This window comes from Pseudomonas sp. E315, assembly GCF_055406205.1.
This window is the reverse complement of record NZ_JBUZPJ010000007.1, coordinates 136,443-151,865: the sequence shown is the minus strand read 5'-3', so window position 1 is coordinate 151,865 and position 15,423 is coordinate 136,443. Positions and strand designations below refer to the sequence as shown.

Genomic DNA, 15,423 nt, shown 5'->3' with positions numbered 1-15,423 from the left:
CAGAAGCCCGCCTTGTGCGGGTTTTTGTTTGTGTGGGATTTATTGCCGCCAATAAAAACGGCGCCCGAGGGCGCCGTCTGTGTGCGGGCCGTTAACACTCAGTCGTGCAGTGTTTCAGCCGCGTAAAGGGTGTTTTCTAGCAAGCAGGCACGAGTCATCGGGCCAACACCACCTGGGACTGGCGTGATCCAGCCAGCGCGGGGCAGGGCGGTCTCGTAAACCACGTCGCCAACCAGCTTGCCATCTGCCTGACGGTTGATACCAACGTCGATCACGATAGCGCCTTCTTTGATCCACTCGCCTTTTACTAGCCCGGGTTTGCCAGCGGCTACAACCACAAGGTCGGCGCGGCCAACGTGGCCGGCCAGATCTTTGGTGAAGCGGTGGGTCACTGTGACGGTGCAGCCGGCCAGCAGCAGTTCCATTGCCATGGGGCGGCCCACGATGTTGGATGCCCCGACAATCACGGCGTCCATCCCGTACAGATCCTGTCCGGTGCTTTCCAGCAGGGTCATGATGCCTTTAGGGGTGCATGGGCGCAGTAACGGGATGCGCTGTGCCAGACGGCCGACGTTGTAAGGATGGAAGCCATCTACGTCTTTATCCGGGCGAATACGCTCCAAGAGCTTAGAAGCATCTAGATGCTCGGGTAGCGGCAGTTGCAGCAAGATACCGTCGATGTTGGCGTCTTCATTAAGGCGGTCAATCAGATCGGTCAGTGCTTGTTGGGTGGTGTCGCAGGGCAAGTCATAGGCTTGTGAAAGAAAGCCTACCTCTTCGCAGTCTTTACGCTTATGCGAAACATAAACTTGGGAGGCAGGATCGCTGCCGACCAGAATCACTGCCAGACCAGGAGTGCGCAGGCCTTGCTCGTGCCGCTCAGCGACACGTTTGGCAATCTGCTGGCGCAGGCTGGCGGCGATCGCTTTGCCGTCGATTAGTTGTGCAGTCATTACGCGTGATTAACCATCGAAAAGGGTGGAAAAAGGACGTGCATTCTCGCATGCCGTGGCGTAAGGGCAAAGGCGCTTGGTCTGCTTATTCCCCTAACCCCTTTATATTTCTAAACTTTTTTGAAAAAAGAGTTGACGACTTTCCAACTCACCTATAACATTCGTCGCACTTGTCGGGCACAGCCTAGCACTGGTTAAGAAGGTAGAGCGAAGTTGATGTCCAGCTTGGTGATACTGAAAGCACTTAGTTTGTAGTCGTCACAGAGTACAGATTAATAAGGCGCCCGTAGCTCAGCTGGATAGAGCATCCGCCTTCTAAGCGGATGGTCGCAGGTTCGAGTCCTGCCGGGTGCGCCATTAGGCAGCTTTGGCACAAGTAAGGCAACAAAGGCAATATGGTGGGCGTAGCTCAGTTGGTAGAGCACGGGATTGTGACTCCCGTTGTCGAGGGTTCGATCCCCTTCGTCCACCCCATATTTAGAAAGGCGCCAGATTAATCATCTGGCGTCTTTGCTTCAAAAGTTTGAAATGCGGATGTGGTGGAATTGGTAGACACACTGGATTTAGGTTCCAGCGCCGAAAGGTGTGAGAGTTCGAGTCTCTCCGTCCGCACCAAATATGGTTTCGCACTGCCTCATAGGCTTTCGTGAAACCCTTGAATTAACCCGCCTTGAGCGGGTTTTTTCTTTTGTGGCGTTTCGCTTTCTTTCGCCACCTTCCCAACATTTTTAGTACATTAGCCAGTCCATCGGTAATTCGAGCACTATGGTGATGTACTAATGCCTCTTACTGACACCGCTGTCAGGCAAGCCAAACCCCGTGACAAAGACTTTACGCTGAGCGATCTCGACGGCCTTTCGCTGTTCGTGGCTGCCAACGGCAAGAAGTCCTGGCACTTCCGCTTTAGCTGGCACGGCAAGCAGCCGCGCATATCCCTTGGAACCTATCCTGAAATAACTCTGCGCGAAGCCCGCGAACTGCGTGACCAAGCCCGTGCGCTGGTAGCCAAGGGCATTGATCCCCGTATTGATCGTAAGCAGGCCAAGCACGCCGCTGGTGCCGAGGTGGAAAACACCTTCGAGGTGGTAGCCAACAAGTGGTACGACTTCAAGTCCCCGCGCTTGGTTGCTGCTGTTAAGGGCGGTGCCGCTCAGTCGCGCCGGTACTTGGACAAAGACTTGATTCCGATGTTGGGCAAAATCCCCATCAGTCAGATCAAACGCGCCGATGTACTAGCGGCAGTACATCGCGTTGAGAAGCGTGGTGCATTGAACGTAGCCGAGAAGTGTCGCACCTGGCTAAACCAGATCTTCCGCTACGCAATGGCTCAAGGCTTGATTGAAACCAACCCAGCCGCTGACATTGATATTGTTGCCGCCGTGCAGCCGCCCGCCAAACACAACCCATTCCTGAAACGCTCAGAGCTAAAGCCGTTCCTGCTGGATCTGCGTAACTTCAAGGGCTCGGTATTCACCATGCACGCCATTCGGTTATTGCTGCTGACCGGCGTTCGCACAGGGGAACTGAGAGCCGCAACACCAGACCAGTTTGATCTGGATGCTGCGCTGTGGACGATACCGGCTGACAACGTAAAGCAGTTGCGCAGCCGGGTGAGAACAGAGGGAGATGTGATACCGCCGTATCTGGTGCCGCTGTCGCGGCAGGCGGTAGAGGTGGTGCGTGCATTGAAAGGCATGACCGGCGATCACTGTCGGCTTTTGTTGCCAGGGCGAAACCACCCCAACACGCCGATGAGCGAGAACACGGTAAACAGCGCAATCAAAAAAATGGGATATGAAGGCCGACTAACCGGGCACGGGATACGCGCCACGCTTTCGACGGCCTTAAATGAGATGGGATATAAAGAGGATTGGATTGAGGCTCAGCTGTCCCACGCGGGAGATAACAAGGTGCGCAAAACGTACAACCATGCGGAGTACGTGGAACAGCGGCGAGTGATGATGCAAGAGTGGGCGGACTTTCTCGACACGACCGAAGCGGCCGATTAGGCACGGTGCTCACGTGCCGCCATCAGATCGTTAGTCCACTGCAACACCTCGGCTTTAACCCAGCGCACAGAGCGCGTGCCGAGGTGAACCTTTTTCGGGAAAACGCCCTTGTTCACCATATCGTAAATCTTGGTGGTCTTGAATCCGGTGATCTTGATCACCTCGGGCAGCGCGATCAGTTCGGTTGGTTGCGCTGCGATGTTAGGGGTGTTCTGCATTGGAGCGTGCATAGAGATACCTCGCCCACCGATCACCGGCAGGTTGATTGAGTTGTAAGGTTTGGGTTTAGGCTTGGCGCTTGAAGTCAGTGCAGCGCACGATGACTGTGCTTGTGTCGTGCTGGATCGGTGGCATGTACTTGAAGGGAAGGGCGCTGCAATCGCGGCGAGCGTGCTGGCAAACGCAGCACATGCCGCCTTTGGGTTGGTGGGTCATAGCGCTGCCTCCAGACTCATGGCATCAGTTGGGTGCAATAGCCGCACTTGAAAAGGATCTCTTTGCACTTGTCGGCCGCTTCCGGTCCTTGGTCTGCGGCTACACCCTCAAGCCATTCCTCTACCGCTGGGTTGTGTAGCTCGGTGAGCGGGTTATCAAGTGCCACTCTGCGCGCCCACCAGCAGACAGGGCCGTCTTCGGTATCGTGTATCGCCAGGCAGAACCAATCCTCTCCTTTGGGGCGGTCGGGCTCCCAGTAGCTATAGTCTGGGTCGCCGGATTCGAAGTAGCGATTGGCAACGCCCTCATCGGCGTACTCAAGGCTCACCATTGCCACGGCCAGGCCTTGCTCGGCGATCCAAGTTTTGCACTTGTCACCGTCACCGTCACCTTCGTCGAAGTCGGGCATATCTGGATGCTGAAACGAACCCATGTCATCACGCACGACTGGGGCTGGCTGGATCAATTTGATTTCTTCAGGCATGACTTCGTCCTTGCCGCAATTGCGGCGGGTTTTGAAATGGGGGAGGGGTTACTGCGGGGTGTTTAGGCGGGTAGCCTCCAAAGCATCTTCGCCTTGTTGTGTCATTTCCCAATGTGCCGGACTGCGCTGCACGCGATTCAGAAGCCCGAGCTGGGTCAGTACATCAAACCAATGGCGCCCAATATCAACGTCCTGGTTGTCGCTGGCACACTCATCGAACCGGCGTAGTTTACTGATTATCTTTTCGACGAAAGGCAGCACTACTGATATCGGTGCGTGTTGTTCGGCGTAAAGTGGGGTTTCTACCTTGCAACAAATTTCAAAGCTGTTGCCGCATTCTGCTTTGGTAAGAGCTTCCCCGTCGGCATACAGCACCGCAACCGGCTCGCTCTTGAGCAGGGTGTATGGCTTATCAAATGCTCCCGATTGCATCAGCTCCAGCAAGCGGTCAGCGCCAATTTCATCGGTGTCACCCCAGCAATGATCATCGCCAACTGGCTGAAGGCATTGAGCGTCGTCTTCTGTTAGCTCGCCAGAACTGCCAATCCAGCCGCATTTGATGCACTCGGAAACGTAGTACAGGCCCACAAGCGGCTCAGTGCCCAGTTTTCTGTGCTTGATTTGATTGCTCATACCTTCTCCCGTGCGCGCCGCTCAACCGCTTCGGCTTGGCGCAACTTGCTGCATTTAGTGTGGTTGCCGTGGGCGCGTGACTTGTTGCATTGGTCGCACATGACGTTCAAGTCCAGCGGCCGCATTGCGCCGCTGTTGATCCTGACTGTTCGGCGTATGACGGTCATAAGTGATCCTTTATCGGTTCATGCCCGGCAGGCAGTTAGCGTTTTAGGTAAGTTTTGGTCAGCTTGCCGTTGACTGCATGACCGCGCTTTAGCACGACACGCCCCAGTGCGGCGCGGTCTTTTTCGCTATGGCTGGCTTGGATCAACAGGCCGAAGTAACTGTTGGCGGTTTCGCGCAGATCCTCGGCGGGCGCTGCGGCTGTTCGCTTGAGTGCCTGAGCCACTGCTCGCTTGCGAGTGGTTCGTCGCCACGGCTTGATCACATGACCGACAAAGTCAACGCCGCGATCAACCGGCTGCAGGATGGTTTTCGTGGGATTGAGTCGCGCCCCCAGCGTCTGCAGGAATATCTCGACCTCTGCGTGCCAAGCGTTGAGCTGCTGCGGTGATTCGTGCAGAAACACAAAGTCGTCGACGTAGCGGATGTAATGCTTTGCCTGTAACCGGTGCTTGGCGAACTGGTCAAGGGCATCCAAGTAAACGTTGGCGAAGAACTGTGAGGACAAATTGCCAATGGGAAGCCCGAGATGCGCAGGCTGCGCGGTCAGGCGCTTGTGTTGCGGCACCCTGCCAAACAGGTGGCGTGGACTTCTTGTTTCAAAGTTCTCTCGCGGGTCGTGCATCAGGATCTGTTCCGCAAGTGCAAGCCACCAAGGCTCAGTGATCTTTTCGGCCAGTTGTCGGCGCAGCACCTGCTTGTCGATGGCGACAAAGAAGTTGGCCAAGTCGCACTTGAGGTAGAAAACCGGTTTTGACCAGTTCTCACTGGCGCTTCTGATCTTTGATTCCAGACGCTTTGCAGCGTAGAGCGTCCCGCGCCCCGGAATGCACGCGCAACTGTCAGCGATGAAGCTGGCATAGAAGCGGGGAGCAACATGGTTGTACAACAGGTGATGTACGACTCGATCCCGAAAGGCTGCTGCCCACACTTCGCGGGCTTTTGGGCGAGTGACCACAAAACATATTGAACGGCCTGGCTGGTAAGTGCCTGCAATCAGGTCGTCGTGTAACTGGATCAGGTTCTGTTCTAGATTCATTTCGAATGCCAGAGCACTGTCGCTGTTGCGTTTGGAGCGCCGACAGTCGTAATAAGCCTGCACCAAATCCTGAAACTGATAGGGGCCAAAAGTCGAATCTGCGGACGGGGCGGACACGGAGCTCGTTGTTCTTGTCGTTGTTGTTCTGATTGCCATCATCGAAGTTCATGTTGAATGCGTTGTTGGCGGAGCGCTGCGACCTATCGTGCTATCTACGTCGCCAAGCCGAAGGCAATGCCGATCAGCAAGGAAACTGCGCGAGACCTACGCGGACGCTTTAGACCGGCGGTATCTCTGATGCGCATGGCGGTGACCCGAAGATCAGCGGCACGACCAGATTCAAAATCGCACAGACCTGAAAGCCGTAACTCTCAGATGGCGGGCGCGGTTGGGGTGAAGCGTTTCCAGGCATTTGCCTGTTTGCCAATTGAGGTGGTCACCTCGATGGCCTTGGCGTGCTGCGCAATGCTGATGAAGCGGTTTTCTTTAAACAGCCTCATCAGGAATTCGATTACCTGGACTTTCTCGACCAGCAAGGAAAGGTGAGGGTGCTTGTTCCTTGTCGAGTTGGCGCGGGCAATCAACATCAGCACGTCGATACACTCGTCGATCACGCGCTTGCTGAGCGTCAGCTTTAAATCGCGTGGAATGTTGCGAGTCAGGCTTGTTGCGAGACTGAGTAGATCCATCGACACTTTGTAGATCTGCAAGTCCGTGTGCATTGCCATGAGCAGGGATTCCTAACAGCAGCCGGCCGCAAGCGGCCGGATTAAATAAGCGAATTAGTCAATCAGCAACTCTCTGCGGACGGGGCGGACACGGAGCTCGAGGCTCTTGCCGCCGTTGTTCTGATTGCCATCATCGAAGTCCATGAAGAACGCGCTGCCGGCGGAGCGCTGCGAGCTTGACCAGTACCAAGAGTCTTGGAAGGCTTCGCTACCACCACTGCGGAATTCAGGGATAGTTGTCTGCGCTGGTGACTCTGCGGTGTACAGCAGCCCAATCGGTAAGCTGTTGGCGTTGTCGCCATCCCGGTTCCAGCTGTAGTTTTCTTCATCGGTTGGTTTGAGGTGGCGGTATTGCAGCTCCTGCACGTCGCGGGCTGGAATGGCCCAGTCGGAGTAGCCGCCAACCTCAAGCGCCAAAACCTTTTGAGCCAGTTCGCTACCGCCCGCCGCCATTGACTCGGTGTTACTGCGGCTATCGGTGAAGCTCCCTGCGCCTTCGACGATCACGCCACGAGCACCCCAAGAACCTTTAAGTTCGTGAGCCGCACCGGCGGTGATGTTCAAATAGCGCTGACCGTTCTCAACGGTTACACCTGAGAAGAAGCCACCGCCGAAGGCTTGGCCGATGGCAGGGAGAGCAATTACAGGCAGTGCTTGAGCTGTTGCTGACATGGTGTTTCCTCTTTTTTCGGGCAACAAAAAAGGCGCTTATGCGCCCGGTAGCCGGTCAAGAACGAATGATCAAAGGATTAAATAAACAATCTGCGGACGGGGCGGACACGGAGCTCGTTGCCCTTGGCGTGGTAGTACTGAAAGCCAACATCGAAGTGCATGATGAATGCGTGGTGGGCGGAGCGCTGCGAGCTTGACCAGTACCAAGTGTCTTTGACGAACAGCTCAGGCACATTCAGCCAGCAGTGGTACAGCTCAGCAGCAGCAGGCAAATAGAAGTTGTCGTGCCCATCAGCACTGTAGGCTGTAGCTGCTTTGGCGGCCGGGTGGTCGCCCTCCATAAGGGTCACGGTATTGGCAAAACCATCCCATTTGCTTGCTGCCTGCGACTCACGACCCCGGCCACCCCATTCGTGCGAGCCTGCGTCTTGGGCGGCGATGATCAGGTAGTGCGCGGGTACTTCGCCGCGCGCTGCAACCAGTCCGCCGTTTAGGCCACCTTGGCCGGGCCAGACAGCCCCAAGCTCCGGGATTGGATGAAGGGTTGCAGGCTGCACATTGGCGGCTGGAGGCAGCACTTGGGCGAACACGCTGGCTACTGCCAGTTTTGCCAGTGATGAAGCTGGCATCTTGATCGTGGTGTCGCCGTGCTTGAGCGTGATCATTTCGGGTTTCATGGGATACCTCATTGCTTAAGGTGGGTTGGATTTAAGAGCGGCTTAGGCGGTAACGCGCTCGCCAATCACCGTGGTCGTGAAACTCGGCTCGTATTCGATTTGCAGTCCAAATAAACCGCCGCAGGTGACGCACTCCATGTTCTGATTGCGACAGTCTTCGGCCTCGATATGAATGACCGTCGCGCAGTGCGGGCACTTGCATTCGCTCAGCCCGCAAAAGTCGTGTTCGTCGTATTCGCTCTCGGCGAACTTGGCGAGCGCTTCCGTCTTTGCGGTTGCATCTTCGGAGCTTTTGCATGGTGCGCAGGTGAATCCGTCTGGGTGACCCCACGGAGTTTTCGTAAGCTTTGATCGGTGAGTGCCGCATAGCCTGCAAACGTTGTGCTTATCGCAAACTGAGTAACTCCAGCGCTCTCCACTTTCGTTGCACTTAGCGCAGCCGGACACCCAGTACCAGGCGCCATCAATGAGTTCTGCGTAAAGTCCAATTTCTGGCGGGTCAAGGCGGACTTCTGGTAGGCCGTTACGATGCGGCCGACCGTGCAATGCGTGATTCCAGATATTGGTGCTGCCGGAGCGCAGGCGTTCTGTCCAGTCGCCGGATATTTCCGGGATCAGGATTTTAGTGTTTTTGTCCACGGTGAATCTCCAGTCCGGCGCTGACCTCCGTAGCTGGATGCGCAGCGCGATTATTTGTTGTTTGTGACGCTCGGGCGTGACAGTTACTGCAAGCGGATAAGTTCGGCCAACTGAGTGTCAGTCATGCGATCCGCGCCACGGATGAAGCGCGATATCAAATCCTGTTCTTCATCAATCCCGGTGCGCGTCATGGTTCGTTTCAGCGCAGCGTCATCGTTGTGATAAAGGGCTGTGACAATCTTTCGTGACAGCAAAAGTGCTTCTTTTTCCTGCGCACTCAACTTGTCCCGAGTGCGCTGGTCGCGTTTCCGCTCGGCTGGAGATTTGGCCATTACCTGTCTCTTTGATTCCGCTAGGCGGCAGGTGGTGTTGGGTTTGGCGAAGGCGTTGGTGTGCGCGGGAGTTGACGCGCTTCACACATGGCTGCCGAAGAAGGCGAACAGGAACAGGATCGCGCTGATGCGTAGCGCCCAGTCCCGCAGGTGTCGCCCGAATTGCTTGACGTTGAACCGCTTGATATCAGCTTCCAGTTCGCGAGCATGGCTAGTGGCGTTGTTGTGGCCGGTGCGCTCGGCCATGACCTCGCCGGTAGTCCGATTGATGAGCGAGAAGGTGTTGTTGCCACTTGGGCGAACAATGATCAGCGGCGCCAATGGTGGCGGCATTACGCCGGGCTTTTGGTAAAACTCGGCAGTAGCTTGGCGTGTACGTGCGCGCAACCCTTCGAGGGCAGTGACGCGCTGGGCGAAAGATGGGTGCATGGTCGATCCTCGACTTAGGTTGCGGGTATTTGTGAGCACTCTGTCCGGTGGACGAGTAGGGTGCTGACGAATAACCGCAGGCATTAAAAAGCCCAGTCGAAACTGGGCTGTGTTGCGCTCTCAGCAACGCCTCCGTATGTGAGAGCAAGGCCGGGGCGCGCAGAGTCGGCGGGCCCTGGTAAGTTAAATGTGCATGGCTGCAAATCCTCCGTGTTGTATTGGGTGGTAGTGAGTGCAGGGGGCCGCTAAGCGGTGTGTGCTCGTCCGCATCCCAAAGCCCACTCAGTGAATGGGCAGAGGTGATGCTGTTCGTATTTGTTAGCCGATCAGGTCGACTGGCTCTGCGCGTCGTATCAAGCGCAGTTCGGCAAAGCGGCGCTCTGTGGGGCGACGGTCGCGGCGAGCCATCTCTCCATCAGTGGCGGTGTGCATGGCGATCAGTCCGGCAAGCAGCAGGCAGAGCGGGGTGATGATCTGACGGCGCATCGCTTCGGCGATCATCGCGCCCTGACGGTGAACGCCAAGCTTGAACATGGCATTACTCAACCGCTTGACCACTGTTCCCGGTGCAATGCCGAACGCTTTGGCGATTTCCTTGGCGGTCATCCCCTGCGCAACTGAAAGCAGAAATTGAAGTTCCCGCGGCGCAAGGCCACGGCCGAGATGGCCTTTCCATGCACCATTTACGATTGTCGATTCCATGATGTTTTCTCGGTTGTTTTCCCGATGCACCCGGTTGTCCAGGTGCAGCAGTGAAAGTGTCCGTGTAGCGCCCAAGCCCGCTACTGGCGACGGCTTGGGGTTTCTGCATCAAGTTGACCTGGTGCGCTGGGGTAGGCCTACCTTTCGGTTGATGCGCGGTCACATCGTCGGCCTGACTTTCCGCTGCCTGTAAGGGTGTTGGGCGCAGCCTTCAGGCTTGCCACGCCACGCAGGTGAAGCGCTTATGTGTACATGGCTGCAAATCCTCCTTTCGTTCGAGGTGGGTTGTTGCACGCCGACTTACCGAGGTCGATACGGCAACACTCAGGGAGGCTCCAGCCTTTGAGTGCGCTAACGACCTTTCCCGTCCGGCGCTGTGTAGCTGTTCGTTGTTAAAGAGCGTTCGGGTTGCCCCTGGCATCTCTGCCGTGTTGCCGGTATGTACCGGCGATGAGCGAACTATACGAATCCTCATAATGCCAGTCAATACGCTTTCGCATAATTATTTCCAAACGCATAGAAAAGCCCGCGCAATGGCGGGCTAGAGTGATTTCAAAATGGCTAGTTCAGATGGGATGCGTCTATCTGAATATTGATTTTGGCATTTTCCCGTCAACGACTGTTCCCACCACAGCCCAAGTGTCGTCCATAGCGATTGTTGGGAACGAGGGGTTGAGCGGCTTGAGGTAGTAAGTGCCTGAGTCCCGTATGAATTGCTTGAAGGTGGCTTCGTTAGAATCTATTAATTTGGCAACCACGAATTGACCAGATCGTGGCTCAAACTCAGGCGCGACAAGTATTAAAAAGCCTTCGGGGAAAGACGGCCCTACAGGGCTAGTCATTGACGGCCCCATAACTTTTAGCCAGAACCCGTGCTCACCAGCCCATACGTCTGACGTGTGTTTTGCACACGCGGAAACATTACACAATTCCATTGCTTCAGACGCAGTCCCGGCTTGTACCCAGCTAATTTCCGGGTAACTAAATGATCTTGAAGGCTGTAAAGCCATTTCTATGTTGGCATCGAAGCTTTTGGATTCATCTGCTCCGCCGAACATCAGCCAGTTCGGCGAAACCTTCAGAACTCGGGCTATTTTCTCGATGGTAGGCCGCCTTGGGCTCGCACTCTCGCCTGAAAGAATTCGGTTGATCGTAGGCTGAGGGACGTCAGCGCGGCGCCCCAGCTCACTCTCATTCAGTCCCAGCTCAAGCATCTTGGAGCGAAGGCGTTCAGCAATATTCATAAATCACCATACGTTCACGCATTAGTTGAATTGTATTGCGTGGAGCTATCCGTTTTCGTATGATTTCTTATGAAAATAATCATAGAGATAGCGCTGTGACCGTTAAATCAATGCTTGCAAGCCTGTTTCAGCTTGGTCTGTCGCAGGCAGAGATCGCCGAAATTTGTGATTCAACTCAGCCAACTATCAGCCGTGCGGCTAATGGAGCAATGGTTCGTTACGAGTTAGGAAAAGCGATCGAAGAAATCTACCTGAAAGAAACCAAGGCACGAGAAGCCAAGCAGGGATAGGTCATTCGCTGTTGAGTTGATTATCTATCCATTAATGACAGTTCAGTAGCGCCTCGGATTAGCTGTTAATCCATCCAGCAAGGGAGTTACGTAATGCTTACAGATGCTTTGATTCTTGCCAGCTGTTCATTTGGCTCCGCTGGGTTCGGTCTCGTAATGGGGCTTGTGGCGGCTGGCTCGACCCGGCGCGGAGTCGCAACTTTCCCTCCTACCCATGTCAGCTTTGAGCCGTTCATGAGTGATGAAGATCGCTTGCGATTTCTTGAAGAGGCTCGGCAAGCGATCCTGACGGGAAGGCTGCGCTCCTCGACTCTCAAGTCAGATAAAGAAAGCCGTGAAGCCTACTACCAGCAAAGCCTTAAGACTGATTTGGCTCCAGGCGAATCGCATTCCACATCGTCACGTAATTCTCGAGGCCGGAAATGACCTCTTCCGGAACAGGCGAGTACGCCAAGGTGGATCGCGCTACATCCAGCTCTGCATCGAACTCTTCCAGTAGCACCTGCAACTGTGTCTGTGGGAGCGATCGAGCGATGGCCGACAGCATGGCATGCACTCCGAGCAGTTCACCTTTCTGGGCATTTATGGTCGCAATGATTTTATTAGTTACATCAGTCATGTCCGGCCTCCGAGGCCTTTTCGTGTGGAAACAAAAAGCTACCACGGTTGCGCCGGACACCCATAACGCCTGAATTTCAGGCAAAAAAAAGCCGCCGTAGACGGGCGGGCTTTTTCATAGCTTTACAACTTACGGAAGTCATTATGAGCATCATTGAGTCATCAGGCAATACCACCCACTTGATGCCACGCACGGCATCAGTACCACGCGTTATTACATCGACCACCGCACAGGAGGCCTTGTAATGGCCCGCGCACGAAATATCAAACCTGCACTGTTCAAAAATGAAGTCCTTGGCGTAGCTGACCCAATGCTGACCCTGTTATTTGAAGGCTTGTGGCTTTTGGCTGACCGGGAAGGACGCCTTGAAGATCGTCCACTTCGCATCAAGGGGGAGTTGTTCCCTTATCGCGATTCCTTGGATATGGATGGCATGCTCGACTGGTTAGCTGAATATGGATTCATCGCTCGCTACACCGCGCTGGGCAAGCGCTACATAGAAATCGATAACTTCGTCAAACATCAGAACCCGCACCGCAACGAACCCGAGTCAGTTATCCCTTCTGTATCAGAAGGTTGTACCACTTCGGATTTTGGCAGAAGCACTCCCGAGAAAAATGGTAGCGCTCCGGCTGATTCCCTCTCTCTTGATTCCGGATTCCTGATTCCTGATCCCCTTATGTCTCCGACGCCCCCGGCATCGGCGGCCGAGGATTTGTTCCCGAAGTTCTGGAAGCTTTACCCGAACAAGAAGGGCAGAGCGAACGCGGAGAAGGTGTGGAGGAAACTCAAGGTCACTGACGAGCTGTTCGACTTGATCGCTAGCGGTCTTGCCAAGCAAGTGGCTTGTGCTGACTGGATCAAGGAAGGCGGCAAATTCATTCCGCATCCAACGACCTGGCTGAATGGCAACCGATGGGAGGACGAGGTAAGCCCTGCCAGCAATGTTCACCAGTTCCCGCAATCACGTCACGGCGGCTTTGCTGAGCGCGACTACACCGCTGGCCTGACTCAGCGGGAGGATGGCACCTATGCGATCTGAAAATGTTATCGCCATGCCTAAGGCTTCTTCTGGTCCGCAAAAAGCCACTGGTGTTTGCGAAGATCACGGCCAGTTCGCTCAGACAGTCAACGTGATTTTCGGCAAGATTTTTAAGACCGGGTGCCCTGAATGCACGCGTATTGCCAAGGAAGATGAGGCCGCGCTCATATTGGATAAAGAGCGTTACGAGCTATCCCGAAAGCTTGGGGCTGCACTGATTCCGAAACGGTTTGTCGGCAAAACCCTCAAGAGCTACATCGTAGTTTCACCCGAGCAGAAAGAGGCTTTGCGCATCTGTAGCAAGTATGCCGCTAGGTTTTCAGAGATTGCCGAATCTGGCCGGTGCTTGCTGCTGCTGGGTAAACCGGGCACCGGCAAGACGCACCTGGGCGCAGCCATTGCCAATGAAGTTATGCGTCAAACATCAGCAACTGCCGTTTACCGAACAATCGGCACGATCCTGCATGACATTAGATCGACATACGGCACTGGTGGGGATCGCACGGAGAGCACGATTCTTACCAGCTTGATCAGCCCGTCGCTTCTGGTCCTTGATGAAATTGGAGTAAGTAAGGAAGTCCCTAGCGACTTCGAGTTGACCACTTTGTTTTCGATTATCAATGGCCGTTACGAGCAGATGCGACCCACCGTGATTATTTCGAACCTTGATGGTAAGTCTCTGACTGGGGCCATGGGGGAGCGGTGCGTTGATCGTCTGCGCGAGGGGGGCGTAATTGTTGTGCCTTTCGAATGGGAGTCGCAGCGCGGCAAGGAGGGTTTTTGATGAGCGCACTGGAGAAGCAGGTATCTGGCGACCACTACAAGTCACTGAAAATTCAGCCTATTGAGTTCATTCACGCCAATGGCATTCCTTTCGCCGAGGGCAGCGTAATTAAGTATGTGACGCGGTGGCGTGACAAGGGTGGTTTAGCTGATTTGGAGAAAGCGAAACACTTTCTGGAAATCCTGATTGAGCTTGAGCGCAGGAGCGAAATTAAGCTGGCTGATGTACCGCCGCCAAGGGAAGCTGAACGATGAGCGCGCTGATCAAAACCCTGACGGTGAAGCTGTCTGATGCCGAGATTGGGCGCAAGGCCAAGCTTGAGCATGTGCGTGACTTGCGGGACGCTGGTCATCCAGCGTTGCATTTTCGGTTTGCCAAGAACAGGTCGCGTGGCTCCTGGTACTTGCTGAACAAGCGCCAATGGCATCGCATCGGTGCTTTCCCGGACTTGAGCACCAAGCAGGTGATTGCTGAGCTTCCTGCTGTTCGCTTGCGTGTGTCGGCGGATGCGGGGGCAAGTATTTCTCAATGGGTCACCACGGGTGAGCTGCTGACCTGGTACGCCGCGCGCATGGCCCTCGACCGAAACTTGTCTAGCAAGCGCAAGAATACCGCCGCTTCGGCGATGAAGTGTCACCTGATCCCGCGCCTGGGTGACCTGCCGCTGGTTGAAGTCAACAAGGCTACGCTCGACACCTTGCTGATGTGGCCGCTGCAAGAGACACATTCAATCGATTACGTGCGGCTGGTGTTTCAGTTGCTGGCTTTGGCGTTCAGGCAGTCGTTAAAGCTGGATCGGATAGCGTCCAACCCGATGGCGGGTATCAAGTTCAGCGACTTCTCTAAGGCCAAGGTACGGATTAAGCCATCACGCCTGCGCAGTGTGCAGTTGCAGGATCTGTTAAGTGAGCTTAGCCAGGCGCTTCATGGCAATCCATCTGACGCCATGCTGGCCCTGATGATGCTGTGCCACGGCACGCGTATCGGTGAGACCCGTCAAGCACGCTGGTCGCATGTCAGTCTGGCCGAGGGCGAATGGTTTATTCCGGCTGAGCACACTAAGACAGGGGTTGAGCATCGCCTGCCGCTGACGGATCAGGTGCGTACTTTGTTGATTCAGTACCGCGAAACCCAGACCGCACGCGGCTATGACGGCCAGTACCTGTTCCCAGCACGCAATGGTAAGTCGTTGAGCGAAGGCCAGTCCTTTGCTGTGTTTACCCGGCTTGGCAAGGGCGAGTGGACCAGTCATGACCTGCGTAAGGTGGCACGCACAGAGTGGGCCGACCTTGGCATCGACCACTTGATTGGTGAGCTGCTGATCAACCACGCGATGGGGCACAACGTCATGGTTTATATCCAGTCGGACATGATGAGTCGCAAGCGTGACGCGCTGGAGAAGTGGCATGCGCATCTAGACCAGAAGGGTTTTAACCTGATCCACGGGCAGACAGGCGTTAGATATGAAGAATCTGCTAATGCGCTGGAGGCCGCTAACGGCGTGGCGTGCAGTGCTATTCAGAAATCAACCATAGGCGAGGATTAAA

At 55.1% G+C, this 15,423-nt stretch carries 21 protein-coding genes, 3 tRNA genes and 1 pseudogene; 9 read left to right on the top strand and 16 right to left on the bottom strand.

The features are described from left to right. Window positions 1–98: 98 nt before the first annotated feature. The gene (gene folD / locus ACZRJQ_RS12385; protein ID WP_059763133.1) at window positions 99–953 is read right to left on the bottom strand and encodes a bifunctional methylenetetrahydrofolate dehydrogenase/methenyltetrahydrofolate cyclohydrolase FolD; all 855 of its coding nucleotides are present in this window, start codon (window positions 951–953) and stop codon (window positions 99–101) included. A gap of 280 nt (window positions 954–1,233) precedes the next feature. Here folD and ACZRJQ_RS12380 point away from each other — a divergent pair. From ACZRJQ_RS12380 to ACZRJQ_RS12365, 4 genes are all read left to right on the top strand, one after another. Continuing rightward, window positions 1,234–1,310 (top strand) — tRNA-Arg (locus ACZRJQ_RS12380). Between the two features lie 41 nt (window positions 1,311–1,351). Next, window positions 1,352–1,427 (top strand) — tRNA-His (locus tag ACZRJQ_RS12375). Window positions 1,428–1,483: 56 nt separating this feature from the next. Continuing rightward, window positions 1,484–1,568 (top strand) — tRNA-Leu (locus ACZRJQ_RS12370). A gap of 164 nt (window positions 1,569–1,732) precedes the next feature. Beyond that, complete coding sequence (locus ACZRJQ_RS12365) at window positions 1,733–2,962, top strand: tyrosine-type recombinase/integrase (protein ID WP_463978639.1); 1,230 nt, start codon at window positions 1,733–1,735, stop codon at window positions 2,960–2,962. Here the strand turns inward: ACZRJQ_RS12365 and ACZRJQ_RS12360 are convergent. The 14 genes and pseudogenes from ACZRJQ_RS12360 to ACZRJQ_RS12295 form a co-directional block, all read right to left on the bottom strand. Continuing rightward, window positions 2,959–3,192, bottom strand: coding sequence for a helix-turn-helix transcriptional regulator (locus ACZRJQ_RS12360; protein WP_238938443.1), 234 nt, complete (start codon window positions 3,190–3,192; stop codon window positions 2,959–2,961). The genes ACZRJQ_RS12365 and ACZRJQ_RS12360 overlap by 4 nt on opposite strands. 55 nt (window positions 3,193–3,247) lie before the next feature. Continuing rightward, a complete protein-coding gene (locus ACZRJQ_RS12355) occupies window positions 3,248–3,397 on the bottom strand; it encodes a hypothetical protein (protein ID WP_463978638.1) in 150 nt (49 codons plus the stop codon). A 163-nt stretch (window positions 3,398–3,560) separates the two neighbouring features. Then, window positions 3,561–3,881, bottom strand: a pseudogene (locus ACZRJQ_RS12350) (hypothetical protein); the annotation flags it as partial. Between the two features lie 48 nt (window positions 3,882–3,929). After that, on the bottom strand, window positions 3,930–4,514 hold the full coding sequence (locus tag ACZRJQ_RS12345) for a hypothetical protein (protein ID WP_463978637.1): 585 nt from the start codon (window positions 4,512–4,514) through the stop codon (window positions 3,930–3,932). After that, on the bottom strand, window positions 4,511–4,681 hold the full coding sequence (locus ACZRJQ_RS12340) for a hypothetical protein (protein WP_463978636.1): 171 nt from the start codon (window positions 4,679–4,681) through the stop codon (window positions 4,511–4,513). The genes ACZRJQ_RS12345 and ACZRJQ_RS12340 overlap by 4 nt, the downstream gene beginning before the upstream one ends. Window positions 4,682–4,716: 35 nt before the next feature. Then, complete coding sequence (locus tag ACZRJQ_RS12335; RefSeq protein ID WP_463978635.1) at window positions 4,717–5,877, bottom strand: RNA-directed DNA polymerase; 1,161 nt, start codon at window positions 5,875–5,877, stop codon at window positions 4,717–4,719. Window positions 5,878–6,089: 212 nt separating this feature from the next. Beyond that, on the bottom strand, window positions 6,090–6,446 hold the full coding sequence (locus ACZRJQ_RS12330) for a four helix bundle protein (protein ID WP_463978634.1): 357 nt from the start codon (window positions 6,444–6,446) through the stop codon (window positions 6,090–6,092). A 54-nt stretch (window positions 6,447–6,500) separates the two neighbouring features. Next, the gene (locus ACZRJQ_RS12325; RefSeq protein WP_463978633.1) at window positions 6,501–7,118 is read right to left on the bottom strand and encodes an Lcl C-terminal domain-containing protein; all 618 of its coding nucleotides are present in this window, start codon (window positions 7,116–7,118) and stop codon (window positions 6,501–6,503) included. Window positions 7,119–7,195: 77 nt separating this feature from the next. Next, window positions 7,196–7,795 carry an Lcl C-terminal domain-containing protein gene (locus ACZRJQ_RS12320; protein WP_463978632.1) on the bottom strand — a complete coding sequence of 200 codons (600 nt, stop codon included), beginning with the start codon at window positions 7,793–7,795 and terminating at the stop codon, window positions 7,196–7,198. Between the two features lie 42 nt (window positions 7,796–7,837). Beyond that, the gene (locus tag ACZRJQ_RS12315) at window positions 7,838–8,434 is read right to left on the bottom strand and encodes a hypothetical protein (protein ID WP_463978631.1); all 597 of its coding nucleotides are present in this window, start codon (window positions 8,432–8,434) and stop codon (window positions 7,838–7,840) included. Window positions 8,435–8,517: 83 nt separating this feature from the next. After that, window positions 8,518–8,766: a hypothetical protein gene (locus tag ACZRJQ_RS12310; protein ID WP_169839267.1), complete on the bottom strand. Its 249-nt coding sequence runs from the start codon at window positions 8,764–8,766 to the stop codon at window positions 8,518–8,520. Between the two features lie 81 nt (window positions 8,767–8,847). Further along, window positions 8,848–9,195 carry a hypothetical protein gene (locus tag ACZRJQ_RS12305; RefSeq protein ID WP_463978630.1) on the bottom strand — a complete coding sequence of 116 codons (348 nt, stop codon included), beginning with the start codon at window positions 9,193–9,195 and terminating at the stop codon, window positions 8,848–8,850. A 318-nt stretch (window positions 9,196–9,513) separates the two neighbouring features. After that, window positions 9,514–9,897, bottom strand: coding sequence for a LuxR C-terminal-related transcriptional regulator (locus ACZRJQ_RS12300; protein ID WP_463978629.1), 384 nt, complete (start codon window positions 9,895–9,897; stop codon window positions 9,514–9,516). A gap of 581 nt (window positions 9,898–10,478) precedes the next feature. Further along, window positions 10,479–11,141, bottom strand: coding sequence for a LexA family protein (locus tag ACZRJQ_RS12295; RefSeq protein WP_463978628.1), 663 nt, complete (start codon window positions 11,139–11,141; stop codon window positions 10,479–10,481). A 59-nt stretch (window positions 11,142–11,200) separates the two neighbouring features. Between ACZRJQ_RS12295 and ACZRJQ_RS12290 the strand changes: the two genes are divergently transcribed. Then, window positions 11,201–11,431, top strand: a complete 231-nt coding sequence (locus ACZRJQ_RS12290) for a helix-turn-helix domain-containing protein (RefSeq protein ID WP_463978627.1) — start codon at window positions 11,201–11,203, stop codon at window positions 11,429–11,431. A gap of 358 nt (window positions 11,432–11,789) precedes the next feature. Here the strand turns inward: ACZRJQ_RS12290 and ACZRJQ_RS12285 are convergent, their stop codons facing one another. Continuing rightward, a complete protein-coding gene (locus ACZRJQ_RS12285; RefSeq protein WP_463978626.1) occupies window positions 11,790–12,050 on the bottom strand; it encodes a hypothetical protein in 261 nt (86 codons plus the stop codon). Between the two features lie 244 nt (window positions 12,051–12,294). Between ACZRJQ_RS12285 and ACZRJQ_RS12280 the strand changes: the two genes are divergently transcribed. Genes ACZRJQ_RS12280 through ACZRJQ_RS12265 form a run of 4 tightly spaced genes read left to right on the top strand, consistent with a single transcriptional unit; the run spans window position 12,295 to window position 15,422 of the window. Continuing rightward, the gene (locus ACZRJQ_RS12280) at window positions 12,295–13,092 is read left to right on the top strand and encodes a phage replication protein (RefSeq protein ID WP_463978625.1); all 798 of its coding nucleotides are present in this window, start codon (window positions 12,295–12,297) and stop codon (window positions 13,090–13,092) included. Beyond that, window positions 13,082–13,876, top strand: a complete 795-nt coding sequence (locus tag ACZRJQ_RS12275) for an ATP-binding protein (RefSeq protein WP_463978624.1) — start codon at window positions 13,082–13,084, stop codon at window positions 13,874–13,876. The genes ACZRJQ_RS12280 and ACZRJQ_RS12275 overlap by 11 nt, the downstream gene beginning before the upstream one ends. Continuing rightward, a complete protein-coding gene (locus tag ACZRJQ_RS12270) occupies window positions 13,876–14,130 on the top strand; it encodes a DUF3310 domain-containing protein (RefSeq protein ID WP_463978623.1) in 255 nt (84 codons plus the stop codon). The genes ACZRJQ_RS12275 and ACZRJQ_RS12270 overlap by 1 nt, the downstream gene beginning before the upstream one ends. Continuing rightward, window positions 14,127–15,422 carry a tyrosine-type recombinase/integrase gene (locus ACZRJQ_RS12265; RefSeq protein ID WP_463978622.1) on the top strand — a complete coding sequence of 432 codons (1,296 nt, stop codon included), beginning with the start codon at window positions 14,127–14,129 and terminating at the stop codon, window positions 15,420–15,422. The genes ACZRJQ_RS12270 and ACZRJQ_RS12265 overlap by 4 nt, the downstream gene beginning before the upstream one ends. The last annotated feature ends 1 nt before the right edge of the window (window position 15,423 follow it).